This is a genomic window from Nonomuraea sp. NPDC059007, from assembly GCF_042740555.1.
Lineage (GTDB): Bacteria > Actinomycetota > Actinomycetes > Streptosporangiales > Streptosporangiaceae > Nonomuraea.
Window position 1 is genome coordinate 65581 of sequence record NZ_JBHYJD010000017.1, and the last position, 17533, is coordinate 83113.

The 17533-nt window shown below is 69.1% G+C and carries 21 protein-coding genes; 8 read left to right on the forward strand and 13 right to left on the reverse strand.

Going from position 1 to position 17533, the window contains the following annotated elements:
• Positions 1-59 precede the first annotated feature (59 nt).
• Entirely contained in the window at positions 60-527 is a 468-nt protein-coding gene (locus ACFWY5_RS27275; RefSeq protein ID WP_379613184.1) for a winged helix-turn-helix transcriptional regulator, read from the forward strand.
• Here the strand turns inward: ACFWY5_RS27275 and ACFWY5_RS27280 are convergent.
• Complete coding sequence (locus ACFWY5_RS27280) at positions 501-1148, reverse strand: VC0807 family protein (protein ID WP_379635187.1); 648 nt, start codon at positions 1146-1148, stop codon at positions 501-503. The genes ACFWY5_RS27275 and ACFWY5_RS27280 overlap by 27 nt on opposite strands.
• Positions 1149-1275: 127 nt before the next feature.
• Between ACFWY5_RS27280 and ACFWY5_RS27285 the strand changes: the two genes are divergently transcribed.
• Positions 1276-2055 (forward strand): SURF1 family protein, encoded by a 780-nt coding sequence (locus tag ACFWY5_RS27285; protein ID WP_379613182.1) that lies wholly within the window; start codon positions 1276-1278, stop codon positions 2053-2055.
• A gap of 542 nt (positions 2056-2597) precedes the next feature.
• Positions 2598-3341: a tyrosine-protein phosphatase gene (locus ACFWY5_RS27290; protein ID WP_379635189.1), complete on the forward strand. Its 744-nt coding sequence runs from the start codon at positions 2598-2600 to the stop codon at positions 3339-3341.
• 567 nt (positions 3342-3908) lie between these two features.
• Here the strand turns inward: ACFWY5_RS27290 and ACFWY5_RS27295 are convergent.
• Together ACFWY5_RS27295 and ACFWY5_RS27300 are read right to left on the reverse strand one after the other, a co-directional pair.
• The gene (locus tag ACFWY5_RS27295) at positions 3909-4433 is read right to left on the reverse strand and encodes an NUDIX domain-containing protein (RefSeq protein ID WP_379635191.1); all 525 of its coding nucleotides are present in this window, start codon (positions 4431-4433) and stop codon (positions 3909-3911) included.
• Positions 4434-4477: 44 nt separating this feature from the next.
• Complete coding sequence (locus tag ACFWY5_RS27300) at positions 4478-5824, reverse strand: transcriptional regulator (RefSeq protein WP_379635193.1); 1347 nt, start codon at positions 5822-5824, stop codon at positions 4478-4480.
• A 190-nt stretch (positions 5825-6014) separates the two neighbouring features.
• Between ACFWY5_RS27300 and ACFWY5_RS27305 the strand changes: the two genes are divergently transcribed.
• Complete coding sequence (locus ACFWY5_RS27305; protein WP_379635195.1) at positions 6015-6377, forward strand: hypothetical protein; 363 nt, start codon at positions 6015-6017, stop codon at positions 6375-6377.
• A complete protein-coding gene (locus tag ACFWY5_RS27310; protein WP_379635196.1) occupies positions 6364-6600 on the forward strand; it encodes a hypothetical protein in 237 nt (78 codons plus the stop codon). The genes ACFWY5_RS27305 and ACFWY5_RS27310 overlap by 14 nt, the downstream gene beginning before the upstream one ends.
• Positions 6601-6624: 24 nt before the next feature.
• Here ACFWY5_RS27310 and ACFWY5_RS27315 read toward each other — a convergent pair whose 3' ends face one another.
• Positions 6625-7167, reverse strand: a complete 543-nt coding sequence (locus ACFWY5_RS27315; RefSeq protein ID WP_379635198.1) for a GntR family transcriptional regulator — start codon at positions 7165-7167, stop codon at positions 6625-6627.
• A gap of 284 nt (positions 7168-7451) precedes the next feature.
• Between ACFWY5_RS27315 and ACFWY5_RS27320 the strand changes: the two genes are divergently transcribed.
• Positions 7452-8648, forward strand: a complete 1197-nt coding sequence (locus ACFWY5_RS27320) for an amidohydrolase family protein (RefSeq protein ID WP_379613175.1) — start codon at positions 7452-7454, stop codon at positions 8646-8648.
• Here the strand turns inward: ACFWY5_RS27320 and ACFWY5_RS27325 are convergent.
• Genes ACFWY5_RS27325 through ACFWY5_RS27335 form a run of 3 tightly spaced genes read right to left on the reverse strand, consistent with a single transcriptional unit; the run spans position 8629 to position 11450 of the window.
• The gene (locus ACFWY5_RS27325; protein WP_379613174.1) at positions 8629-9000 is read right to left on the reverse strand and encodes a YkvA family protein; all 372 of its coding nucleotides are present in this window, start codon (positions 8998-9000) and stop codon (positions 8629-8631) included. The genes ACFWY5_RS27320 and ACFWY5_RS27325 overlap by 20 nt on opposite strands.
• 58 nt (positions 9001-9058) lie before the next feature.
• Positions 9059-10477 carry an amidase gene (locus ACFWY5_RS27330; RefSeq protein WP_379635200.1) on the reverse strand — a complete coding sequence of 473 codons (1419 nt, stop codon included), beginning with the start codon at positions 10475-10477 and terminating at the stop codon, positions 9059-9061.
• Positions 10478-10487: 10 nt separating this feature from the next.
• Entirely contained in the window at positions 10488-11450 is a 963-nt protein-coding gene (locus tag ACFWY5_RS27335) for an LLM class F420-dependent oxidoreductase (protein WP_379635202.1), read from the reverse strand.
• Between the two features lie 105 nt (positions 11451-11555).
• Between ACFWY5_RS27335 and ACFWY5_RS27340 the strand changes: the two genes are divergently transcribed.
• Positions 11556-11738, forward strand: a complete 183-nt coding sequence (locus ACFWY5_RS27340) for a hypothetical protein (RefSeq protein WP_379613171.1) — start codon at positions 11556-11558, stop codon at positions 11736-11738.
• Here the strand turns inward: ACFWY5_RS27340 and ACFWY5_RS27345 are convergent.
• The gene (locus ACFWY5_RS27345; protein ID WP_379635204.1) at positions 11707-12384 is read right to left on the reverse strand and encodes a TetR family transcriptional regulator; all 678 of its coding nucleotides are present in this window, start codon (positions 12382-12384) and stop codon (positions 11707-11709) included. The genes ACFWY5_RS27340 and ACFWY5_RS27345 overlap by 32 nt on opposite strands.
• A gap of 345 nt (positions 12385-12729) precedes the next feature.
• Here ACFWY5_RS27345 and ACFWY5_RS27350 point away from each other — a divergent pair, with 345 nt between their 5' ends.
• Positions 12730-13158, forward strand: coding sequence for a hypothetical protein (locus tag ACFWY5_RS27350; RefSeq protein WP_379635206.1), 429 nt, complete (start codon positions 12730-12732; stop codon positions 13156-13158).
• Positions 13159-13512: 354 nt separating this feature from the next.
• Here ACFWY5_RS27350 and ACFWY5_RS27355 read toward each other — a convergent pair whose 3' ends face one another.
• From ACFWY5_RS27355 to ACFWY5_RS27375, 5 genes are all read right to left on the reverse strand, one after another.
• Positions 13513-14571, reverse strand: a complete 1059-nt coding sequence (locus ACFWY5_RS27355; protein ID WP_379635208.1) for an aspartate-semialdehyde dehydrogenase — start codon at positions 14569-14571, stop codon at positions 13513-13515.
• A complete protein-coding gene (locus ACFWY5_RS27360; RefSeq protein ID WP_379613168.1) occupies positions 14568-15857 on the reverse strand; it encodes an aspartate kinase in 1290 nt (429 codons plus the stop codon). The genes ACFWY5_RS27355 and ACFWY5_RS27360 overlap by 4 nt, the downstream gene beginning before the upstream one ends.
• Before the next feature lie 72 nt (positions 15858-15929).
• On the reverse strand, positions 15930-16460 hold the full coding sequence (locus tag ACFWY5_RS27365) for a DUF5063 domain-containing protein (RefSeq protein ID WP_379613167.1): 531 nt from the start codon (positions 16458-16460) through the stop codon (positions 15930-15932).
• Positions 16453-17052 (reverse strand): recombination mediator RecR, encoded by a 600-nt coding sequence (recR, locus tag ACFWY5_RS27370; protein WP_379613166.1) that lies wholly within the window; start codon positions 17050-17052, stop codon positions 16453-16455. Before recR ends, ACFWY5_RS27365 begins: the two co-directional genes overlap by 8 nt.
• Positions 17053-17055: 3 nt before the next feature.
• Positions 17056-17406: a YbaB/EbfC family nucleoid-associated protein gene (locus tag ACFWY5_RS27375; protein ID WP_379613165.1), complete on the reverse strand. Its 351-nt coding sequence runs from the start codon at positions 17404-17406 to the stop codon at positions 17056-17058.
• Positions 17407-17533: the final 127 nt, after the last annotated feature.

Consider the following 17533-nt stretch of genomic DNA (forward strand, 5'->3'; position numbering starts at 1 on the left):
GACTCAGCGTCTCGCGGCACGCCTGAGTCTGTCAACTAGACTCAGGTATGATATGCGGCATGAACGTGCCCTTCCGGGTGAACAACTGCTCGATCGAGCGGACCCTGGACGTCGTCGGCGAGAAGTGGACCTTCCTGGTGCTGCGCGAGGCCTTCAGCGGCGTACGGCGCTTCGCCGACATGCAGGCCATGACCGGCGCGCCGCGCCAGGTGCTCAGCGCCCGCCTGGCCCGGCTCGTCGACGAGGGGCTGCTGCGCAAGGTGCCCTACCGCGAACCCGGCCAGCGCCAGCGTGACGAGTACCGGCTGACCGAGAAGGGGCGCGACCTCTATCCGCTGCTGGTCGCGCTCATGCACTTCGGTGACAAGTACCTCTCCGACGACGCCGGCCCGGCGGTCGAACTCACCCACCGCGACTGCGGCGCCCCCATCGAGCAGTACTTCCGGTGCGCCGACGGCCACGAGGTCAGCGGACCCCGCGAGGTCACGCCGGAGCCCGGCTCAGGGGCGGAGCTGAAGAGCGCGTAGGCAGCGGCGGAAGTCCAGCACCGAGGCCACGGCCATCGCCGTCATCAGCAGGGCCACCAGCGACGTGCGCAGGGCCAGGAACGTCCCGATGGTCTGGCTGAGCAGGATCCACAGCGTCAGCGTGCCGTTGAGCAGTTGCGCGCAACCCCAGGCCAGCGACTGGCGGACGAAGAAGCGCCGCATCACCGGATCCCCCGCGACATGGCCGGGCAGCGGCACCAGGTCGAGCGTGATCCGCTCAGCCAGCGGCCTGCGCCCGCGGGCGGTGGCCAGGAACACCAGGCTCACCGCGAACACCCCGCACGTCGGCGGCAGGAAGAACCACCGCACATCCCCCGCCACCAGCGCGACCACCACGCGCGCCGTGATGCCCACCGCGGCCAGGATCACCGTGCCCGGCATCGGCCGGCCGCGCACCAGGCGCACCGCCATGCCGCCGAACACCCAGGCCGCCGAAGCCGCCATGCCCGCCACCTCGCCGCCGGCCAGCATGCCCGCGTAGAAGAGCGCGACGGGCAGAATCATGCTCTCCAGTACGCGCGGTGCCGCGTGCAGCAGGAGCGTTCCCATGCGGGGCAACACGAAGGCGGAGGGCGCCGGTGGCGCGACAAGAAGGGTCATTCACGACGTCTTGCTCTTGAGGGGCGGCACGAGTCCCGACCGTACGCGATCACCTGCGCTTTGGTAACCCGTTCGACCAGATCGGGCTGAGTGAGGAACCACCGCTCCCGGTGCCTACCCTTGAAGGGTGTACCGGTTCCTCCTGACCCCTCGATGGGTGGCGCTCCACATCGTGGTGCTGCTGGTCATCCCCGCCTTCGTCTTCCTGGGCAGGTGGCAGTTCGGGCGGTTCGAGGAACGCTCGGCCAACAGCGATCGCGTCACCGCCAACATCACCGCCGCGCCGGTGCCGCTGGGCTCGCTGACCCGGCCCGGCCGTGCGGTCAGCGAAGATGACCGCTATCGGCTGGTGACGGCCTCTGGCACCTACGATCAGGCCCATGCTCTCGTCGTACGGCGGCGGCCCCAGGAAGGGCGGCCCGGGTACTTCGTGCTGACCCCGCTCGTCACGGGCGACGGGCAGGCCGTGCTGGTGAACCGGGGGTGGGTGAAGGCGGGGGCGAGCGCGGACGCGCCACCCGAGGTGCCTGCGCCGCCTGCCGGACAGGTGAATGTCACCGGGCGGCTACGGCTGACCGAGACCGAGGAGACCAGCGGGATCAAGGAGAGGGGCGGGTTGCCGGCTGGGCAGGTGCTCCTGATCAATCCTGGGAAGATCGGGGCGGCGCTGCCGTACCGGCTGGTGGATGGTTATGTTGAGCTGACCGAGCAGCAGCCGACGGCGGCCGCGGCGCCGGAGCCGGTGCCCGCGCCGGACGTGGGGTCGGGCGGGGGCCTTAACCTGGCGTACGGCGTGCAGTGGTGGCTGTTCATCGGGCTGGCGATCGGCGGGTGGATCCTGCTGATCCGGCGCGAGGTGGCCGATCGGAAGGCCGAGCAGGAGACGCCTGTCGCGGTGGAGGCGTGAGGCAAGGTCTTGCACATTGGCGCGCTTCGCGCGTTTCCGGGTTCCAGGCGTTTCTCCAGTCGAGCTGAAGCTCGACCCCTGAAGGCGCTCCGCTATCGCTCCGCACGCCATCCCGTCGGGCCAAGGCCCGACTCGCTCGCTTTCGCCCCCTCGATAGCCTCAACCGCCTACGCGCGGCCATCGATCGAATACGAGCCCGTGGGATGTTAGCCGGAGCGCTTAAGCCAGCGAGGAAGAAAACTGTGCCGCGTCGAAGGCGGAGGCGGGTTGCAGACAGGTTCGACGCGACCCGGCCATGCAGTGGGGCAAGGCTTGGGGTGTCTACGGACCAGGTCGACCCTGCTGATCCGGCGCGAGGTGGCAGGCAGGAGGCCGCGCAGGCGACGCCTGGCGCGGTCGAGGTGTGAGGCGGACCCCCACGAGGCTCCCGGCGCCGTCGAGGCATGAGACGGGACCCGCACGAGGCTCCCGGCGCGGGCGAGGTGTGAGACGGGATCCGCGCGAGGCTCCCGGCGCGGGCGAGGTGTGATTACGTTCTAGGTGTGACCCGCCATATCGAGTTCGCCAATATCCACAATTTTCGCGACGTCGGTGGATATGTCGCCCATGACGGGCGGAGTGTGCGGTGGCAGCGGCTCTACCGGGCCGACTCGCTCGGCTGGCTGGCCGGGCCGGACATCGCCACGTTCCGCTCCCTGAAGGTCAGGACCGTCATCGACCTGCGGCATCCCGCCGAGGTCGAGAGGCGCGGGCGCGTACCCGAGACCGAAGGGCTGCGCTACCACAACCTCCCCGTGGAGGGCCGCACCTGGAACCTCGCCACCTTCGACCCGTCGACCGGGGTGGAACGCTTTCTCGCCGACCGCTACCTGGAGGTGTCGGAGGACGGCGTCCCGCTCCTGCGCTCGGCCATCGAGACCATCGCCGAGGCCGACAACGCCCCCGTCGTCATCCACTGCGCCGCCGGAAAGGACCGCACCGGCATCCTGACCGCGCTGGTGCTGTCGCTGGCGGGCGTGGCGGCCACGGACATCGTCGCGGACTACGCCCTGACCGGCTTGGCCACACCCCGCTTCCTGGCGGACTGGCAGACCAGGAACAAGGACGCCCTCATGTGGGCCGGGTACGGGGCGGCACCGGCGGGGGCGATGGAGTTGTTCCTGGCAGAGATGGACCAGCGCCATGGCTCACTGCGGGCGTACTGCTCAGACGTCCTGGGCCTGGACCCCAAGACGATCACCAAACTGCACGCCCATCTCCTGACTGACCCGATCTCCCCCGGGTAGAAGGGGCCGGGGTCCGCAGTGAGCAGCACCCTCACGACAGCGGACCCTCCGGCCCGGGATCGCCACCCCACCCCCTCCAGGCGATCCCGGGTCCCAAAGGCAAGGTCTTGCACATCGGCGCGCTTCGCGCGTTCCAGGGTTCCAGGCGTTTCTCCAGTCGAAGCTCAACCCCTGAAGGGCCTCCCTCCGGTCGGACTGCCTTCTTCAGGCCCCACCCGTTGCCCAGCCAAGTGGTTAAGCAGTTGGAGCCCACCCCAGAACGAAGGCGCTCCGCACGCCATCCCGTCGGGCCAAGGCCCGACTCTCTCGCTTTCGCCCAAGCCTTGACCGGGTATCCCGCCTGGATCCGCAACACGACCTGGGCCGCCGACGAACCCCGCCACGCGCCCTGGAAAGCAGGCGCTCCTGGGGTGAGGCAGGCACGAGATGAACCTGACGGCAACCGGACACCGCCGCACGACCGTCGCTCAGGGGCGACCTGGAGGCTATACGGGACACGTTCGGGCAGGCGGACGACTGGCGCCAGGTCAAAGCGGCCTCCGACACGGAGACCACTTTCTGCCGAACTCACCCGTTTGTGAGGAGGTAGAGCAAGGCCGCCATGCTCGTGCCACTGACGACGTCGCCTTTGCCGATCAGCCGCCGGACGTCCGCGAGGGCAACCCACTCGATGCGCTCGGCCTCCCATCCCTCGGTGGGCGGGCCGATGTACGTGGCCGAGTCGGCGCGGAAGATGTGGTGCACCGAGTCGGAGATGCCGTTCGTCGGCTGAACCGACAGCAGCGGGCGCAGCGAGTGTGGCCGCCATCCGGTCTCCTCTTCGACCTCCCGCGCGGCGGCGGCGATCGGTTCCTCTCCCTCTTCAACCTTGCCGATCGGGATCTCCCAGCCCCATGAGTCGGTGATGAACCGATGCCGCCAGATCAGCAGGACACGACCCTGATCGTCGGTGACAGCGGCTCCGGCTCCCGGGGCTGTGCGGATGAGGCGGTGATCCAAGTGCCTGCCGTCGGGCAACTCCACATCCGCGACCCGCACGTCCAGCCACGGGTCGGTGTAGAGAGGTTCTTCGGAGTGGACCTGCCAGCGCATGCGGCGTAACTCCCGGGGTTGGATGGCCTGAACTCAGATTCACGCTACAAGGGGACGCTGGACTGGTGTCGCGCACGCGCCAGAAAGTCCCGCACCGATCGCGTGTCGAAGGGACGCAGGGCGGTGGCCACACTGCCGATCCGCTCGGCGATGCGCTCGGACTCCATGCCCTCCGCGCGGTCCAGCATCGTCTGTGCCGTCGCGGCGGCCCGGTCCAACTCGCCGCGCTCGGCCAGGACGAGGGCCAGGGTCGCGAGCCGGTGGGCCTGACCTCGTAGATGGCAGTCGTCCGCGGAGCGCAGGGCCTCCTCCGCGTACTCCTGCGTGGCCATGAGGTCGCCGAGTCGTCGCAGGGCTTCGGCGTGCTGGCATTCCAGGAGCCCCGGCTGGACGTACTCGGTCTCAGGCGGTTCGTCCGCATGCCGTATCCGGGAGGCCGTCGCCTCGGAGCTACGCATGTGCGCGTGGCAGCTCGCCCTGTCTCCCAACCGCGCGTACGCCTTGGCCTGAAGGGTGTGGAGGTCGGTGGCCAAGGCCGGACTGAGGTGGCCACGCGCTCCCCGCAGGGCGGTCTCGGAGTACTGGATCACGTAGCGGTACCTGGCTCGTGCCATGGCCTGGTTGGCCAGCAGCGCCACCACGTATCCGCCGAACGCGAGGTTGCTGGACGCTTTTGCCATGCGGAGGGCGTGGAAGAGGTAGCGCTGGGAGAGCGCCTGGCGGTCGGAGTCGTAGGCGCAGATTCCGGCAAGCGCGACCAGGCCGCCCGCCGCTCGGAACAGTTCCCTGCCCACCCTGTCGTCATGGCTGCCCTTGAGGAGGGGCGTCACACTGGAGTTGAGGAACGCGACGATGCGCGGCCGTACGGGCACGCCACCGACACGGCGGTACATCTGCTCGTATCGTCGGCGGGTGTTCCTGAGTGCTTGAACGTCATCCAGGTGGACCGGCCGTGGCCCCCTGCGGGAGACGTCCATCTCGTGCGGCGGGTTCTCCCACTCGAAGACCGGCGCGATGGCGGCGGGACCTTCGATCATGGACGCTCCCGCGAGGAAGACCTTGTTGCCGAGGTCCCCTCGCCAGAGTGCGACTGCCTGTTCCACCGCCTGCGGCAGTTCCAGGTCACTGGAGTCCGCGCCCCGCCTGACCATGCCGATGTCCGAGAGCACGAGAGCGCGTCCGACTCTGGGCCCGATGATCTCGCAGATGATCTCCGGGACGTCTCCCCGGGGGATCGCCCTGTCCCTGATCCATCGGGCCACGGCAGTATGGTCATAGCGGGTTGGGCGGCGCGCGGTCGCCGTTACGGCGTTGATCCGAACGGCGAGGCCCGCGTGCGAGATACCCGCCTCGGCGAGCAGAGAGTCCAGCAGGATGTTCGGCTCCCCCACGCTTCGGCCCTCCGTACCCGGCTGCCATCCTCCGTTCGGAGTGTAGGCAGAGCGTGACACCTCGAACAGGCCAGACGTCCAGGGCGGGCGTCACAGGTGCGTCGCATTCACACGGGGTGTGAACGCGTTCCCACCGCTCCCGCTGATCACGCGCTTTCGGCGATCACCACGCGACCGTTGAACTGAGTCCATGACCAGGCCGGAAATCCAGATCATGGCGCCGCCAGTCCCCGTAAGCACAGCCGAGAGCCTGCGACACGCGCTCGCGAGGCTCGGCGTCTCCGCCGATGTGCACGCGGGATTCGGGCTGGCACTGGTGTCCGTGTGGGTCGGCCTGGTGGTGTGGTGCGACGGGGAACGGTACTGGTGGCGGACCGGCTGGGACACCGGACGCAAACGTCCCGTCTATGCCTGGCATCCGGCCCAGGACACCGCTCGCGCTGCCCACCGCGTAGCCATGCGCTGCGCCGACCTGCGCGAGAACCACCCGTTGTCGTACCTGGTCAACGACCTCACATCGGCCGCGCAGGGACAGCACGATGCGACGGGATGACCCAGGTGTCGGCAGTCGTGCGCGAATCGTCGAACTGTTGCACAGTCCGGCGCGCACGCGCGGTCATGCCGCCGTATTGCTCGGCCAATACGGGACGGTCGTCATGGTGCTCCGCTATGGCACTGTGGCGCTCCTGGAGCTGGATGCGGACGCCGACGAGTTGCCCGGCGGGGCGCGGCGCTGGCCTGTTCATTGGGACGATTTGCAGGTGTACAACACCTAGCTGCCCGCGTGGTCGAAGGGCCTTTCACTCAATGATCATCTTGTAGCGGAGTTCCCGGTCGTCCGCGATCATCGTCATCACGGTGGCCTCGACCGGAACGCCTTCAGTTGATCGGAGGAGCCGCGTGAGGACCAGCACCCATGGGTTCTCGCCGATCCCGAGCTCGTGCCGTTCATCCTCGGTAGCGGGGCGGGCTCGGACGCGCTCCTCGACGTCGCCCGGGTGATGCCCGAGTTGGGCGAGGAGGGTGATGGCTCCGCCGGGTATCTTGCGCGGTTCCGCGAGTCGGGTGCCGCGGGCAAGGGCGACTGGATAGTAGGAATCCGCGAGCTCGCTGGGCAGGCCGTCCAGAAGGACCAGCCGCCGGCGTACGACGGCCACATCACCGGGCCGCAGATCGAAGAACTCCGCCACCGGAGAGGGCGGCAGAACCTCGGCGACTTCGCGCAGTTGATTGGTCCCGGTATGACCCCGACGCGCGGCCTCTTCGGTCCATGCGTCTCGGTCACCCTCAGGACGAGGCCGCGTGTACGGCGCAGAAGCGCTCACCCAGTGTGATTCCGACATTCGCTACCCCATCTCGCGATGGCCGATGACTGAAATCGTGCGCCGACTCCGACCATGAGCCGCAGGCGATGCGCCTGCTTCTCTGCCATACCAAGCTGATCGCAAGGCACACCGTGAGTGTCCCGGAAGGATTCCCACCCCATGAAACACACGGACACCAGCGCGTCAAGACCGGTTGTCAAGGAGTTCCGGGGGCGAATGCGGCGGTAGGGCGGGGTTTTGGGGCGGTTGACGGGGGCCTGGCAGCTTGTTCGAGGTCATGCCGTCGTCGTACGGTTACCTGCGTGACTACGCCGCTGCTCCCCGACCCCGAACCGAGGCGGCGCGACTACGTGATCATCTCCGCCGACGATCACCTGATCGAGCCGCCCGACCTCTTCGAGGACCGGCTGGCGGAGAAGTACACCGAGGTCGCGCCCAAGGTCGTGGAGACGGAGGCGGGTCACCAGGTCTGGCGGTACGGCGGCGCCACGTACCCGTGCGCCGGCATCGACGTGGGCGCCGGCCTGCCCCGCGAGCAGTGGACCCTCGACCCGGTCAGGTTCGAGAACATGCGCCCCGGCTGCCACGACATCGAGGCCCGGATCCAGGACATGGACACGGCCGGCATCTGGGCCGCTCTCTGTTTTCCCGGGATGCTGGCCGGCCAGTCCGGCATGCCGTTCGCGCGGACCAGAGACCAAGAACTGGGCCTGGCCCTCGTCAAGGCCTGGAACGACTGGCACATCGACGTCTGGGCCGGCACCTACCCCGAGCGGATCATCGGCCTTCAGCTCCCGTGGCTGCCCGACCCGGACGTGGCGGCGAAGGAGATCCGCGCCAACGCCGCCCGCGGCTTCAAGGCGGTCGTGTTCCCGGAGTTCCCGACGAGGCTGCGGCTGCCGTCGATCCACTCCGACCACTGGGATCCGTTCTTCGCCGCCTGTGAGGAGACCGGCACCGTCGTCTGCCTGCACACCGGGGACTCCAGCTGGTCGCCGGTGCCCTCCCCCGACACGCCCATCGAGGCGATCACCACGCTGATGCCGACGAGCGCCATGTTCGCCTGCGCGGACTGGTTGTGGTCGGGCATCCCGCTGCGGTTCCCGAACCTGCGGGTGCTCATCGTGGAGGGCGGGGTGGGCTGGCTGCCGATGCTGGCCGAGCGCGCCGACTACGCCCTCGACCACCCGGTCGCGGGCGAGGCGTCGTGGGAGGGCGGGCTGAAGCCGAGCGAAGTCCTGCGCCGCAACTTCTTCTTCGGCACGCTCGACGACCACGCCCTGTCAGGGGTACGGCTGGCGGTCGGCCTCGACCACGTCCTCCAGGAAAGCGGATACCCGCACTCCGACTCGACCTGGCCCGACACCCAGCAGGCGGTGGCCAGGAACCTCGGCCAGCTCCCGCCGGCCGACATCGCCAGGGTCGCGTACGGCAACGCCGCCCGGTTGTTCGGGCACCCGTTGCCGTCGCGAGCGTGGCTCAGGCGCGAGGAGCTGTAGGAGGAAGGTCGGGAGGAACGGCGGCGCCCTGGATGACCCTGCGCTCCCAGCCGATGTAGCGCCCGCTCTCCCCGATCAGGGAGCCCATCAGCCAGAGGAACACGCCGAAGTCGTCGGCCACGCCGACGAGCAGGAGGAAGTCGGGGATCACGTCGATGGGCGAGATCAGGTAGACCACGCCGAGCCCCATCAGGGCGAGCTTGCTCTTGCCCATGCCCGGGTACTGACCCCGGGCCACGGCGCCGATCAGGCGCGGGATCGCCCTGACCCGCTTGAACAGACCCGGGGAGCCGGGCTCGCTCACGTCGCGATATGTACGCCAGACCGCTGCCGCGCGGCTTGCTTTAGGCATAGGTGCGCCACCTCCTTCACGACATAACGTGTTACCCGATCCGGTTGGTTCCTAACGATCAGCGCATGGCGGGATGCTCGAAGGGGCGGGCGGATTCGATCTGGGCGGCCAGCCGTACGAGAAGGTCCTCGCGGCCTGTGGCGGCGACCAGCTGGACGCCGACGGGAAGGCCCGCGGCGGTCCTGTGCAGGGGCAGGGAGATGCTGGGCTGGCCGGTGGCGTTGAAGGCGGAGGTGTAGGAGACGGCGTGGGAGGTGCGGCCGAAGCCGGTGCTGAGGTCGTCAGGGGGCAGCCAGCCCAGCGGGAACGGCGGCACGCCGAGCGAGGGCGCGAGCAGCACGTCGAAGCCGGAGCGCCACCAGGCGGCCATGCGGCGGCGGAAGCCGTCCATCCACTGGACGGCCAGGACGTGCTCGACGGCGGTGCGTTGGGCGCCGGTCTCGGCCATGGCGCGGTTGCGTGGTTCCAGTTCGTCCAGGGACACGGGGCGGCCGCGCCACGCGCCGACGCTCTGGACTTCGGCGGCGACGTTCGCGGCGACGAGGGCGCCGAAGTGGTGGGGGAAGTCGGGGCTGCCGAGTTCGTCCGGGTGGCCGGGTTCGACGTGGTGGCCCAGGGACTCCAGCAGGTTCGCGGCACCGGTGACGGCGGCGGTCAGGTCCTCGTGCTCGGGTACGTCGCCGCGCGGGTGGCGGGTCACGAAGCCGACGCGCAGCCGTCCCGGATCGGCGCCGACCTCCTCGGCCAGCGGGCGGGGCAGCGCGGGCGCGGTGTAGGGGTCGCCCTCCTCCAGGCCGGCGATCAGGTCGAGCACGGCGGCGGTGTCTCTGACGGTCCTGGTGACCAGCCCGGCCACCGAGAAGCCGCTCCAGCCCTCGCCGCCCGACGGCCCATAGCTGGTGCGGCCTTTGGTGGGTTTGAGCCCCACCAGGCCGCACAGGGAGGCGGGGATGCGGATCGAGCCGCCGCCGTCGCTGGCCGACGCCACCGCGACCATCCCGGCCGCCACCGCCGCCGCTGAGCCGCCGCTGGAGCCGCCCGCCGAGTACGCGGGGTCGTAGGGATTGCGTGTGGGCCCGAACGCGACCGGCTCCGTGGTGATCGTGGTGCCGAACTCCGGCGTGCTGGTCCTGCCGAGGATCACGAACCCGGCCGCCTTCAGTTTGGCCACGCTGTAGGCGTCCGCGGCGATCCTGACGCCGTCCAGCGTGCGCGACCCGGCGTTGTACGGCTCGCCCTTCTCCGCCCAGCCAAGGTCCTTCAGCAGGATCGGCACCCCGCGAAACGGCGTGCCCTCGGGCAACTCGCCCGTCTCGGCCAGCGCGCGCTCGAACCGCCGGTGCACGACCGCGCCGATCTCCCCGTCGTGCTTGTCGATCTTCGCGATCGCCGCCTCGGTCAGCTCACGCGGCGAAACCCGCCCATCCCGTACGGCCAGCGCCTGCCCGACCGCGTCCAGCCGGAGGATCTCGTCCACAGGTTCTCCCTTAGCTGGCTTTCGGCGCCAGCGCGCGTACCGCCTGGTCGATGGAGATCTCGCCGCCGGGGACAGGCGCGAGCACGGGGGTGTCGAGCCCGTTGGCGACATACTCGCCGATCCTGGCCCGGCAGGTCGCGGCGTCGCCGTGCACGATCAGCGCGTCGACCACCTCGTCGGGGATGGCCTTGAGCGCGGCCTGCCGGTCGCCCGCCGCCCACGCCTCGTGCATCGGCCGCAGCACCTCACCGCGCCCCAGCCAGTCGTGGAAGGCGGCGTACGCGGGCACCGTCAGATAGGCCGCCAGCATCCAGCGCCCCATCTCGCGCACCCTGTCGGCGTCCTCGCTCACGCAGACGAACAACCGGGCGATCAGCTCGGTCTCCCCGCCCAGCTCGGCGCGGACCTTGCGCACGTCCTCCGGCGCGAGCCAGTTGGTGATCGCGCCGTCGGCCTCGCTCGCCGCCAGGTGCAGCATCCGGGGCCGCAGCGCGGCCAGCACGATCTTCGGCGCCACCCGGGGCGCCCGCTCCAGCTTGAAGCCCTTGACCTCGAACGTCTCGTACCGCTCCGACACCTTCTCCCCCGCGAGCGCTTCACGCAGGAAGCGCAGCGTGTCCCGGGTGCGCTGGTACGGCCGCGCGAACTCCACCGCGTTCCACCGCCCCACGACGGCCGGAGAGGACGAACCGATGCCGAGCACGAAGCGGTCCGGGGCGAGATCGGCCAGCGTGGCCGCCGACATGGCCAGCAGCCCGGGTCCGCGGGTGAAGACCGGGACGATGGCGCTGCCCAGCCGCAGCCCCGGCGCCCACTCCCCGGCCATGGCCAGCGGCATGAACCCGTCGGTCCCGTTGACCTCCGCCGACCAGGCGTCGGTGTAGCCGAGCGCGGGCAGTTCGGCGATCAACTCCTTCGACTCGGCCAGCGAGCGGTCGTAGAAGGGGATCGTCATGCCCCAGTTCTGTGTCATCGCACCCTCCAGCGTGTTAGGCCGACCATACCAACCAGCCGGTATGTACGCGCCACTTGATCGCGGTTAACCGCCTCCAGCGCTCTGACGTGCTAAAACATCCCCGTGAGACGAACCCGGCTGCTCGCGGCCGTAGTACTGACCGGCGGCCTGGCGATCCCCTTCCTGGCCTCCGTGATCGCCGTGGCGGCGGAGGACACCGGCCCCACCTGCACGCTCCCCGCCACGATGCTGCCGCTGTGCTCGGGCACGCCGGTCAAGCCCGCAGCTCATGCACGGCCCCGATGAAGTCCTTGGTGATCCCCCGCAGTCCAGGCAGATGGGACAGGCCCACGAGCCGGTCCACGAGCGGCACCGTCACCTCGATCAGCCGGTACGTGCGCTGACACCCCGGCGAGGTGTCGTGCACCCAGAACAGCACCATGCCCATCGACAGCAGCCACAGCAGCTCGGGCAGTTCCTCACGCAGCTCGGAGTCCATCTTGTCCCGCGAGCCCTCGACCACCTGCCGGTAGATCGCGATGCCCGCCTCCCTCGCGGGTGAGGACTGGGCGCTGAACGGGCTGAGCGGGTTCGTCGGCTCCGCCGCGTGCTTGAAGAACTTCACCGCGAACTCGTGGTACGGCTCGCTGACGCGTACCCACTCACCGAGCACACCGCTCAGCCGGGCCGCGAACGAGCGCTCCGTCGCGAGCAGCTCGCGGCAGGCCTCTTCGTGCTCCGTCTGGGCGCGGTCGTAGTAGGCCTGGATCAACGCCTCCTTGCTCGCGAAGTAGTAGTAGGCGTTACCCACGGATACCCCGGCCTCGGCCGCGATTGCCCGCATCGTCGTCGCATCGAAGCCGCGCTCCCGAAACAGTCTCAAGGCCGTCTCGACGATGACCTCTCGGGTGCTCTCCGATCCTCGGTTTCGGGGTTCGGACACCCTCGTCACTTTACGGGCAAGACCGCCTTTAGGTCATGGAGCCGCACGGTGATCGCCGCCACAAGGCAAAGATCGCTCTGAGGAAGGGGTCATCTGGTGTGAAGCGTGGGATTGATGTTTCTGGCGGGAGGGCTATTCCGCGAAAAGAGCATCGACATGTGGATACGTGGCAAGGTGCGGCTGATGGTCGTCGCACTCCTCGGCCTTGAGATCTCGATAATCGCATTGGCATCGGCCGCATCCGCTGCTTCGACAGGAGAAGCACGGAAGTCGCCGCCACCGGTAACGCGCACGTACGCGATCGAAGGAGGCGTTCACACCGGACACTGGTTCACGACGGCCGACCCCCCGAAGGTGAACCTGAAGCGGGTGAAGACCCGGCAGGCCGCCGTACGCATCTCGCACCACACAGCAGTGGGCCGCCTGAGGAACGCCGGCCTGCGCTGGAAGTCGACGGGCGGCTGCGCCAACCGGCGGCTGCGGTACTGCACCTCGCTGGACGCCGTCCGCACGGCCACGATCGCCAAGATCATCGAGCTGAAGCGGGACAGCGGCTGCAAGATCATGGTGACCGGCGGCACCGAGGCGGGCCACATGCCCGGCCGCTACAGCCACGAGCACGGCTACAAGCTGGACATCTCCTTGAGCCCATGCGTCGACCGGCACATCGCCACCAGCCACACCCGCGTGGGCACCCGTAGCGACGGCTCAGCCCTGTACCGCTCCTCAGACGGAACAGTCTTCGCCAAGGAGTCCGACCACTGGGACATCCTGTTCCGCTGACCAGAGCCAGAACCGGGCCCCACAGCCACCACACCGCCACGCCCGAGCCGCGCCCAGCCGAACCGACCGACCCGGACCCATACCGGCCCGGACCCGTACCGGCCCCCCAACGCTTGTCAGCGCCGGTACGGCGAGCACCCGGACGGCGGGACCCGGCGCAACGCGCACGGCGCCCAGCCGGAGCCCGCGGGACCCGGTCAAGAGGGCCTTGTGACGGCGGGGACCACGTCCGACGTGAGAAGCGCCCGATGACCGGGGGCAACCCACGCCGGACGGAGGCGGATCCGGCGGCCTCGCCGTAACTTAGAGAGGCTAAAAGCGCCTCGCCGTAACAGAAAAGCCCTAACAGAAGAACTAGAGCTCGGCAGCCACCAGCTCGGCGATTTCGGCGGCGTTGAGAGCCGCCCCCTTGCGCAGGTTGTCGCCGCAGACGAACAGGTCCAGCGTATTGGGGAAGTCGATCGCCTGCCGGACCCGTCCCACATACGTGGGATCCGTGCCGACCACCTCAAGCGGCGTCGGCCACACCCCGTTGGCCGGGTCGTCCACCAGCACCACCGTCGGCGCCGCGGTGAGCACGCGGTGCGCGCCCGCCACCGTCACCTCGCGCTCGAAGCGCGCGTGCACCGCCAGCGAGTGCGTCGTGATCACCGGCACCCGCACGCAGGTCGCGGAGACCTTCAGCGAGGGGATGCCGAGGATCTTGCGGGACTCGTTGCGGAGCTTGAGCTCCTCGGACGCCCAGCCGTCCTCCTTGAGCGAGCCCGCCCACGGCACCACGTTGAACGCGAGCGGCGCAGGGAACGGCGAGTCGGCGGGCAGCTTCTTGTCGAGGACCTGGCGTACGTCACCGGCCACCTGGCCGATGTTGCGGTCTCCGGCCAGCGCCTCGATCTCGTCGTAGAGCCGGGCCGAACCCGCCACTCCCGCACCGGACGCCGCCTGGTAGGACGCGACGACGAGCTCCTGGAGGCCGTACTCGGCGTGCAGGGCGCCCATCGCGGCCATCATCGACAGCGTGGTGCAGTTGGGGGTGGAGATGATGTTGCGCGGCCGCCGGCGGGCGTCGAGGGGGTTCACCTCGGGGACGACGAGCGGGACGTCCGCCTGCATGCGGAACGTGCCGGACTTGTCGATCGCGATCGCGCCGCGCTCGGCCGCGACCGGCACCCACTCGGCCGACACCTCGTCGGGCACGTCGAAGATGGCGATGTCGATGCCGTCGAAGACCTCGGGCGCCAGCGCCTGGACGACGACGTCCTCGCCACGGACCTTCAGCACCTTCCCGGCGCTGCGCGGGGAGGCCACGAGGCGGATCTCGCCCCAGATGTCCGCCCGGTTGGAGACGATGTCGCGCATGACGGTGCCGACCGCACCCGTCGCGCCCACGAGTGCGAGATTAGGCCTGCTCATCTGCCACTTCCTCCGTACACCACTGCTTCCACCTGGTCTGCGTCAAGGTCGAACGCCCGGTGGGCGGCGGCCACGGCCGCGTCCACACCTTCCTGCTCGACGATCACCGAGATGCGGATCTCCGACGTGGAGATCATCTCGATGTTGACCCCCGCGTCGGCGAGGGCCGCGAAGAACGTCGCGGTCACGCCGGGGTGCGAGCGCATGCCCGCGCCGATCAGCGAGACCTTGCCGATCTGGTCATCGAACAGCAGCGACTCGAAGCCGACCTTGTCCTGGATCTTCTTCAGCGACGTCAGCGCCGTCGAGGCGTCCGTCGTGGGAAGCGTGAAGGAGATGTCGGTACGGCCCGTCGCCGCGGCCGAGACGTTCTGCACGATCATGTCGATGTTGATCTCGGCGTCGGCCAGGGTTTTGAAGATGTGGGCAGCCTCGCCGACCTTGTCGGGAACCCCGACAACGGTGATCTTGGCCTCGCTCCGGTCGTGCGCGACGCCGGAGATGATCGGCTGCTCCATCTCGGTTCCTTCACTCGCTTCGTTCGGGGTGTAAGGGTCGGACACGACCCACGTGCCTTCCTTGGTGCTGAAAGAGCTGCGTACGTGGATCGGCAGGTTGAAGCGGCGAGCATACTCGACACACCGGAGGTGCAGAATCTTCGCGCCGCACGCCGCCATCTCCATCATCTCCTCGTAGGAGATCTTGGGGATCTTTCTGGCTGCGGGCACGATCCTGGGGTCGGCGGTGAAGATGCCGTCGACGTCGGTGTAGATCTCGCAGACGTCGGCCTCCAGGGAGGCCGCCAGCGCCACCGCGGTGGTGTCGGAGCCGCCCCTGCCGAGGGTGGTGATGTCCTTGGTGTCCTGCGAGACGCCCTGGAACCCGGCCACGATCGCGATGCGGCCGTGGTCGAGCGCCTCACGTATACGGCCCGGCGTCACGTCGATGATGCGCGCGTTGCCATGGGAGGAGGTGGTGATCACACCCGCCTGCGATCCGGTGAACGAACGCGCCTCATGGCCCAGGTTGGCGATCGCCATCGCCAGCAAGGCCATCGAGATGCGCTCGCCCGAGGTCAGCAGCATGTCGAGCTCACGGCCCGGCGGCAGCGGCGACACCTGCTCGGCCAGGTCGAGCAGCTCATCCGTCGTGTCGCCCATGGCAGAAACGATCACGACCACGTCGTTGCCGGCTTTTTTCGTCGCGACGATCCGCTGCGCGACCCGCTTGATGCAGGACGCGTCGGCGACGGACGAACCACCGTACTTTTGCACAACGAGCGCCACGAGAGTCTCCCGGTCTGGACTGTGAGCTGCCAGTCTACCGACGAGCCTCCGTGACACCGCTGGGCCGGACCACTATGTGGACAGGGCCTCTTCAGCCACGTCCAGCCGCGTGTGCGCGGCGAGCGCCTGAAGTGCGCGCATGGCCGCGCCCGCGTGGTTGCCCCAGGTGTTGAAGTACGAGTACTGCCACCACCACAGCGCCTCGTGCGGACGGCCCGCCTCGAAGTGCCGCAGCCCGTGGATCAGGTCGGCCGCGACCGCGGTCAGGTCGTCCGAGAGCCGGTACGGCGTGACCGCCGTGTCCTTGTAAGGGTCGAAGACCTCGGCGTAGTCGTCGACCGCGCCCAGCAGCTCGGCCAGCGCCGTACGCACGCCGTCGATGTCCGGATCCTCGCTCAGCGGCGGCTCCCAGTTGCCGGCCAGGATCACGTCCTGGCTGGCGCCCAGTTTCGCGCCCGCGAGGCTCACCTGCGCCACCTCGACCAGCAGCAACGACCAGATGCCGTCGCCGCCCTCGCCGCCCGCGACCCTGGTCAGGCCGTCGACGTAGTTCTGTGCGTGTCCAGCGATCTCATCAGCGAGAGCGCTCCACTGGTCAGACATCCAGCAGCCTCCGTCCTTCGAACGCGCGGCCCAAGGTGACCTCGTCGGCGTACTCGAGATCACCGCCCACAGGCAGACCGCTGGCCAGTCGTGTCACCTTGATGCCCATCGGCTTGACCAGACGGGCGAGGTAGGTCGCCGTCGCCTCCCCCTCGAGGTTGGGGTCGGTGGCGAGGATGAGCTCGGTCACCCGGCCGTCGGCCAGGCGGGTCATGAGCTCACGGATGCGCAGATCGTCGGGGCCCACCCCGTCGATCGGGCTGATCGCGCCGCCCAGCACGTGGTAGGTGCCGCGGAACTCGCGCGTCTTCTCGATCGCGACGACGTCCTTGGACTCCTCCACCACGCAGATCACGTGGGTGTCCCGGCGGGGATCACGGCAGATACGGCACTCTTCCTCGGCGGCGACGTTGCCGCACGTACCGCAGAAGCGCACCTTCTCCTTGACCTCGAGCAAGGCGTGCGCCAGCCGCTTCACGTCTGCGGGATCGGCCGCGAGCAGGTGGAAGGCGATCCGCTGCGCGCTTTTGGGACCGACGCCGGGCAGCAGCCCGAGTTCGTCGATCAGGTTCTGGACGACCCCTTCGTACATGGCCTAGAACCCCGGCAACTGTCCGAGACCGCCGCCGCCCAGTCCCTGGGCCAGCGGGCCGAGCTTCTCCTGCTGCAGCTCGTCGGCCGCGCGGAAGGCGTCTCGGACGGCGGCGATCACCAGGTCCGCGATCGTGTCGGCGGTGTCCTGCGCGTCGCCGGCGTCGATGACGCTCGGGTCGATCTTCAGCTCGAGCAGCTCACGTGCCCCGTTGACCACGGCGGTGACCATGCCGCCACCCGCCGAGCCCTCGACCTGCGCGTCGTTGAGCTCCTGTTGGGCGCTCGCGAGCTGCTGCTGCATGAGCTGTGCCTGCTCCAGCAGCTGCTGCAGGTTGACATCCCCTGGATTCACCTTCGTGCGCTCCTCATGGCTCCGCGTCGTTGACTGCCACGAGCCTACGGTGTTTGGGCGCAGTCCCGCACTGCGGAGAGCAGGTGTTTCCGTTTGATGGCCGGGTCCCGGCCCCCCTCCAGCGTCC

Bases quoted from the DNA above. Each gene is read 5' to 3' on its own strand.
- ACFWY5_RS27275 (WP_379613184.1), top strand. From the start codon at position 60: ATGAACGTGCCCTTCCGGGTGAACAACTGCTCGATCGAGCGGACCCTG.
- ACFWY5_RS27280 (WP_379635187.1), bottom strand. From the start codon at position 1,148: ATGACCCTTCTTGTCGCGCCACCGGCGCCCTCCGCCTTCGTGTTGCCC.
- ACFWY5_RS27295 (WP_379635191.1), bottom strand. From the start codon at position 4,433: ATGCGCTGGCAGGTCCACTCCGAAGAACCTCTCTACACCGACCCGTGG.
- ACFWY5_RS27305 (WP_379635195.1), top strand. From the start codon at position 6,015: ATGACCAGGCCGGAAATCCAGATCATGGCGCCGCCAGTCCCCGTAAGC.
- ACFWY5_RS27310 (WP_379635196.1), top strand. From the start codon at position 6,364: ATGCGACGGGATGACCCAGGTGTCGGCAGTCGTGCGCGAATCGTCGAA.
- ACFWY5_RS27315 (WP_379635198.1), bottom strand. From the start codon at position 7,167: ATGTCGGAATCACACTGGGTGAGCGCTTCTGCGCCGTACACGCGGCCT.
- ACFWY5_RS27325 (WP_379613174.1), bottom strand. From the start codon at position 9,000: ATGCCTAAAGCAAGCCGCGCGGCAGCGGTCTGGCGTACATATCGCGAC.
- ACFWY5_RS27335 (WP_379635202.1), bottom strand. From the start codon at position 11,450: ATGACACAGAACTGGGGCATGACGATCCCCTTCTACGACCGCTCGCTG.
- ACFWY5_RS27355 (WP_379635208.1), bottom strand. From the start codon at position 14,571: ATGAGCAGGCCTAATCTCGCACTCGTGGGCGCGACGGGTGCGGTCGGC.
- ACFWY5_RS27365 (WP_379613167.1), bottom strand. From the start codon at position 16,460: ATGTCTGACCAGTGGAGCGCTCTCGCTGATGAGATCGCTGGACACGCA.
- recR (WP_379613166.1), bottom strand. From the start codon at position 17,052: ATGTACGAAGGGGTCGTCCAGAACCTGATCGACGAACTCGGGCTGCTG.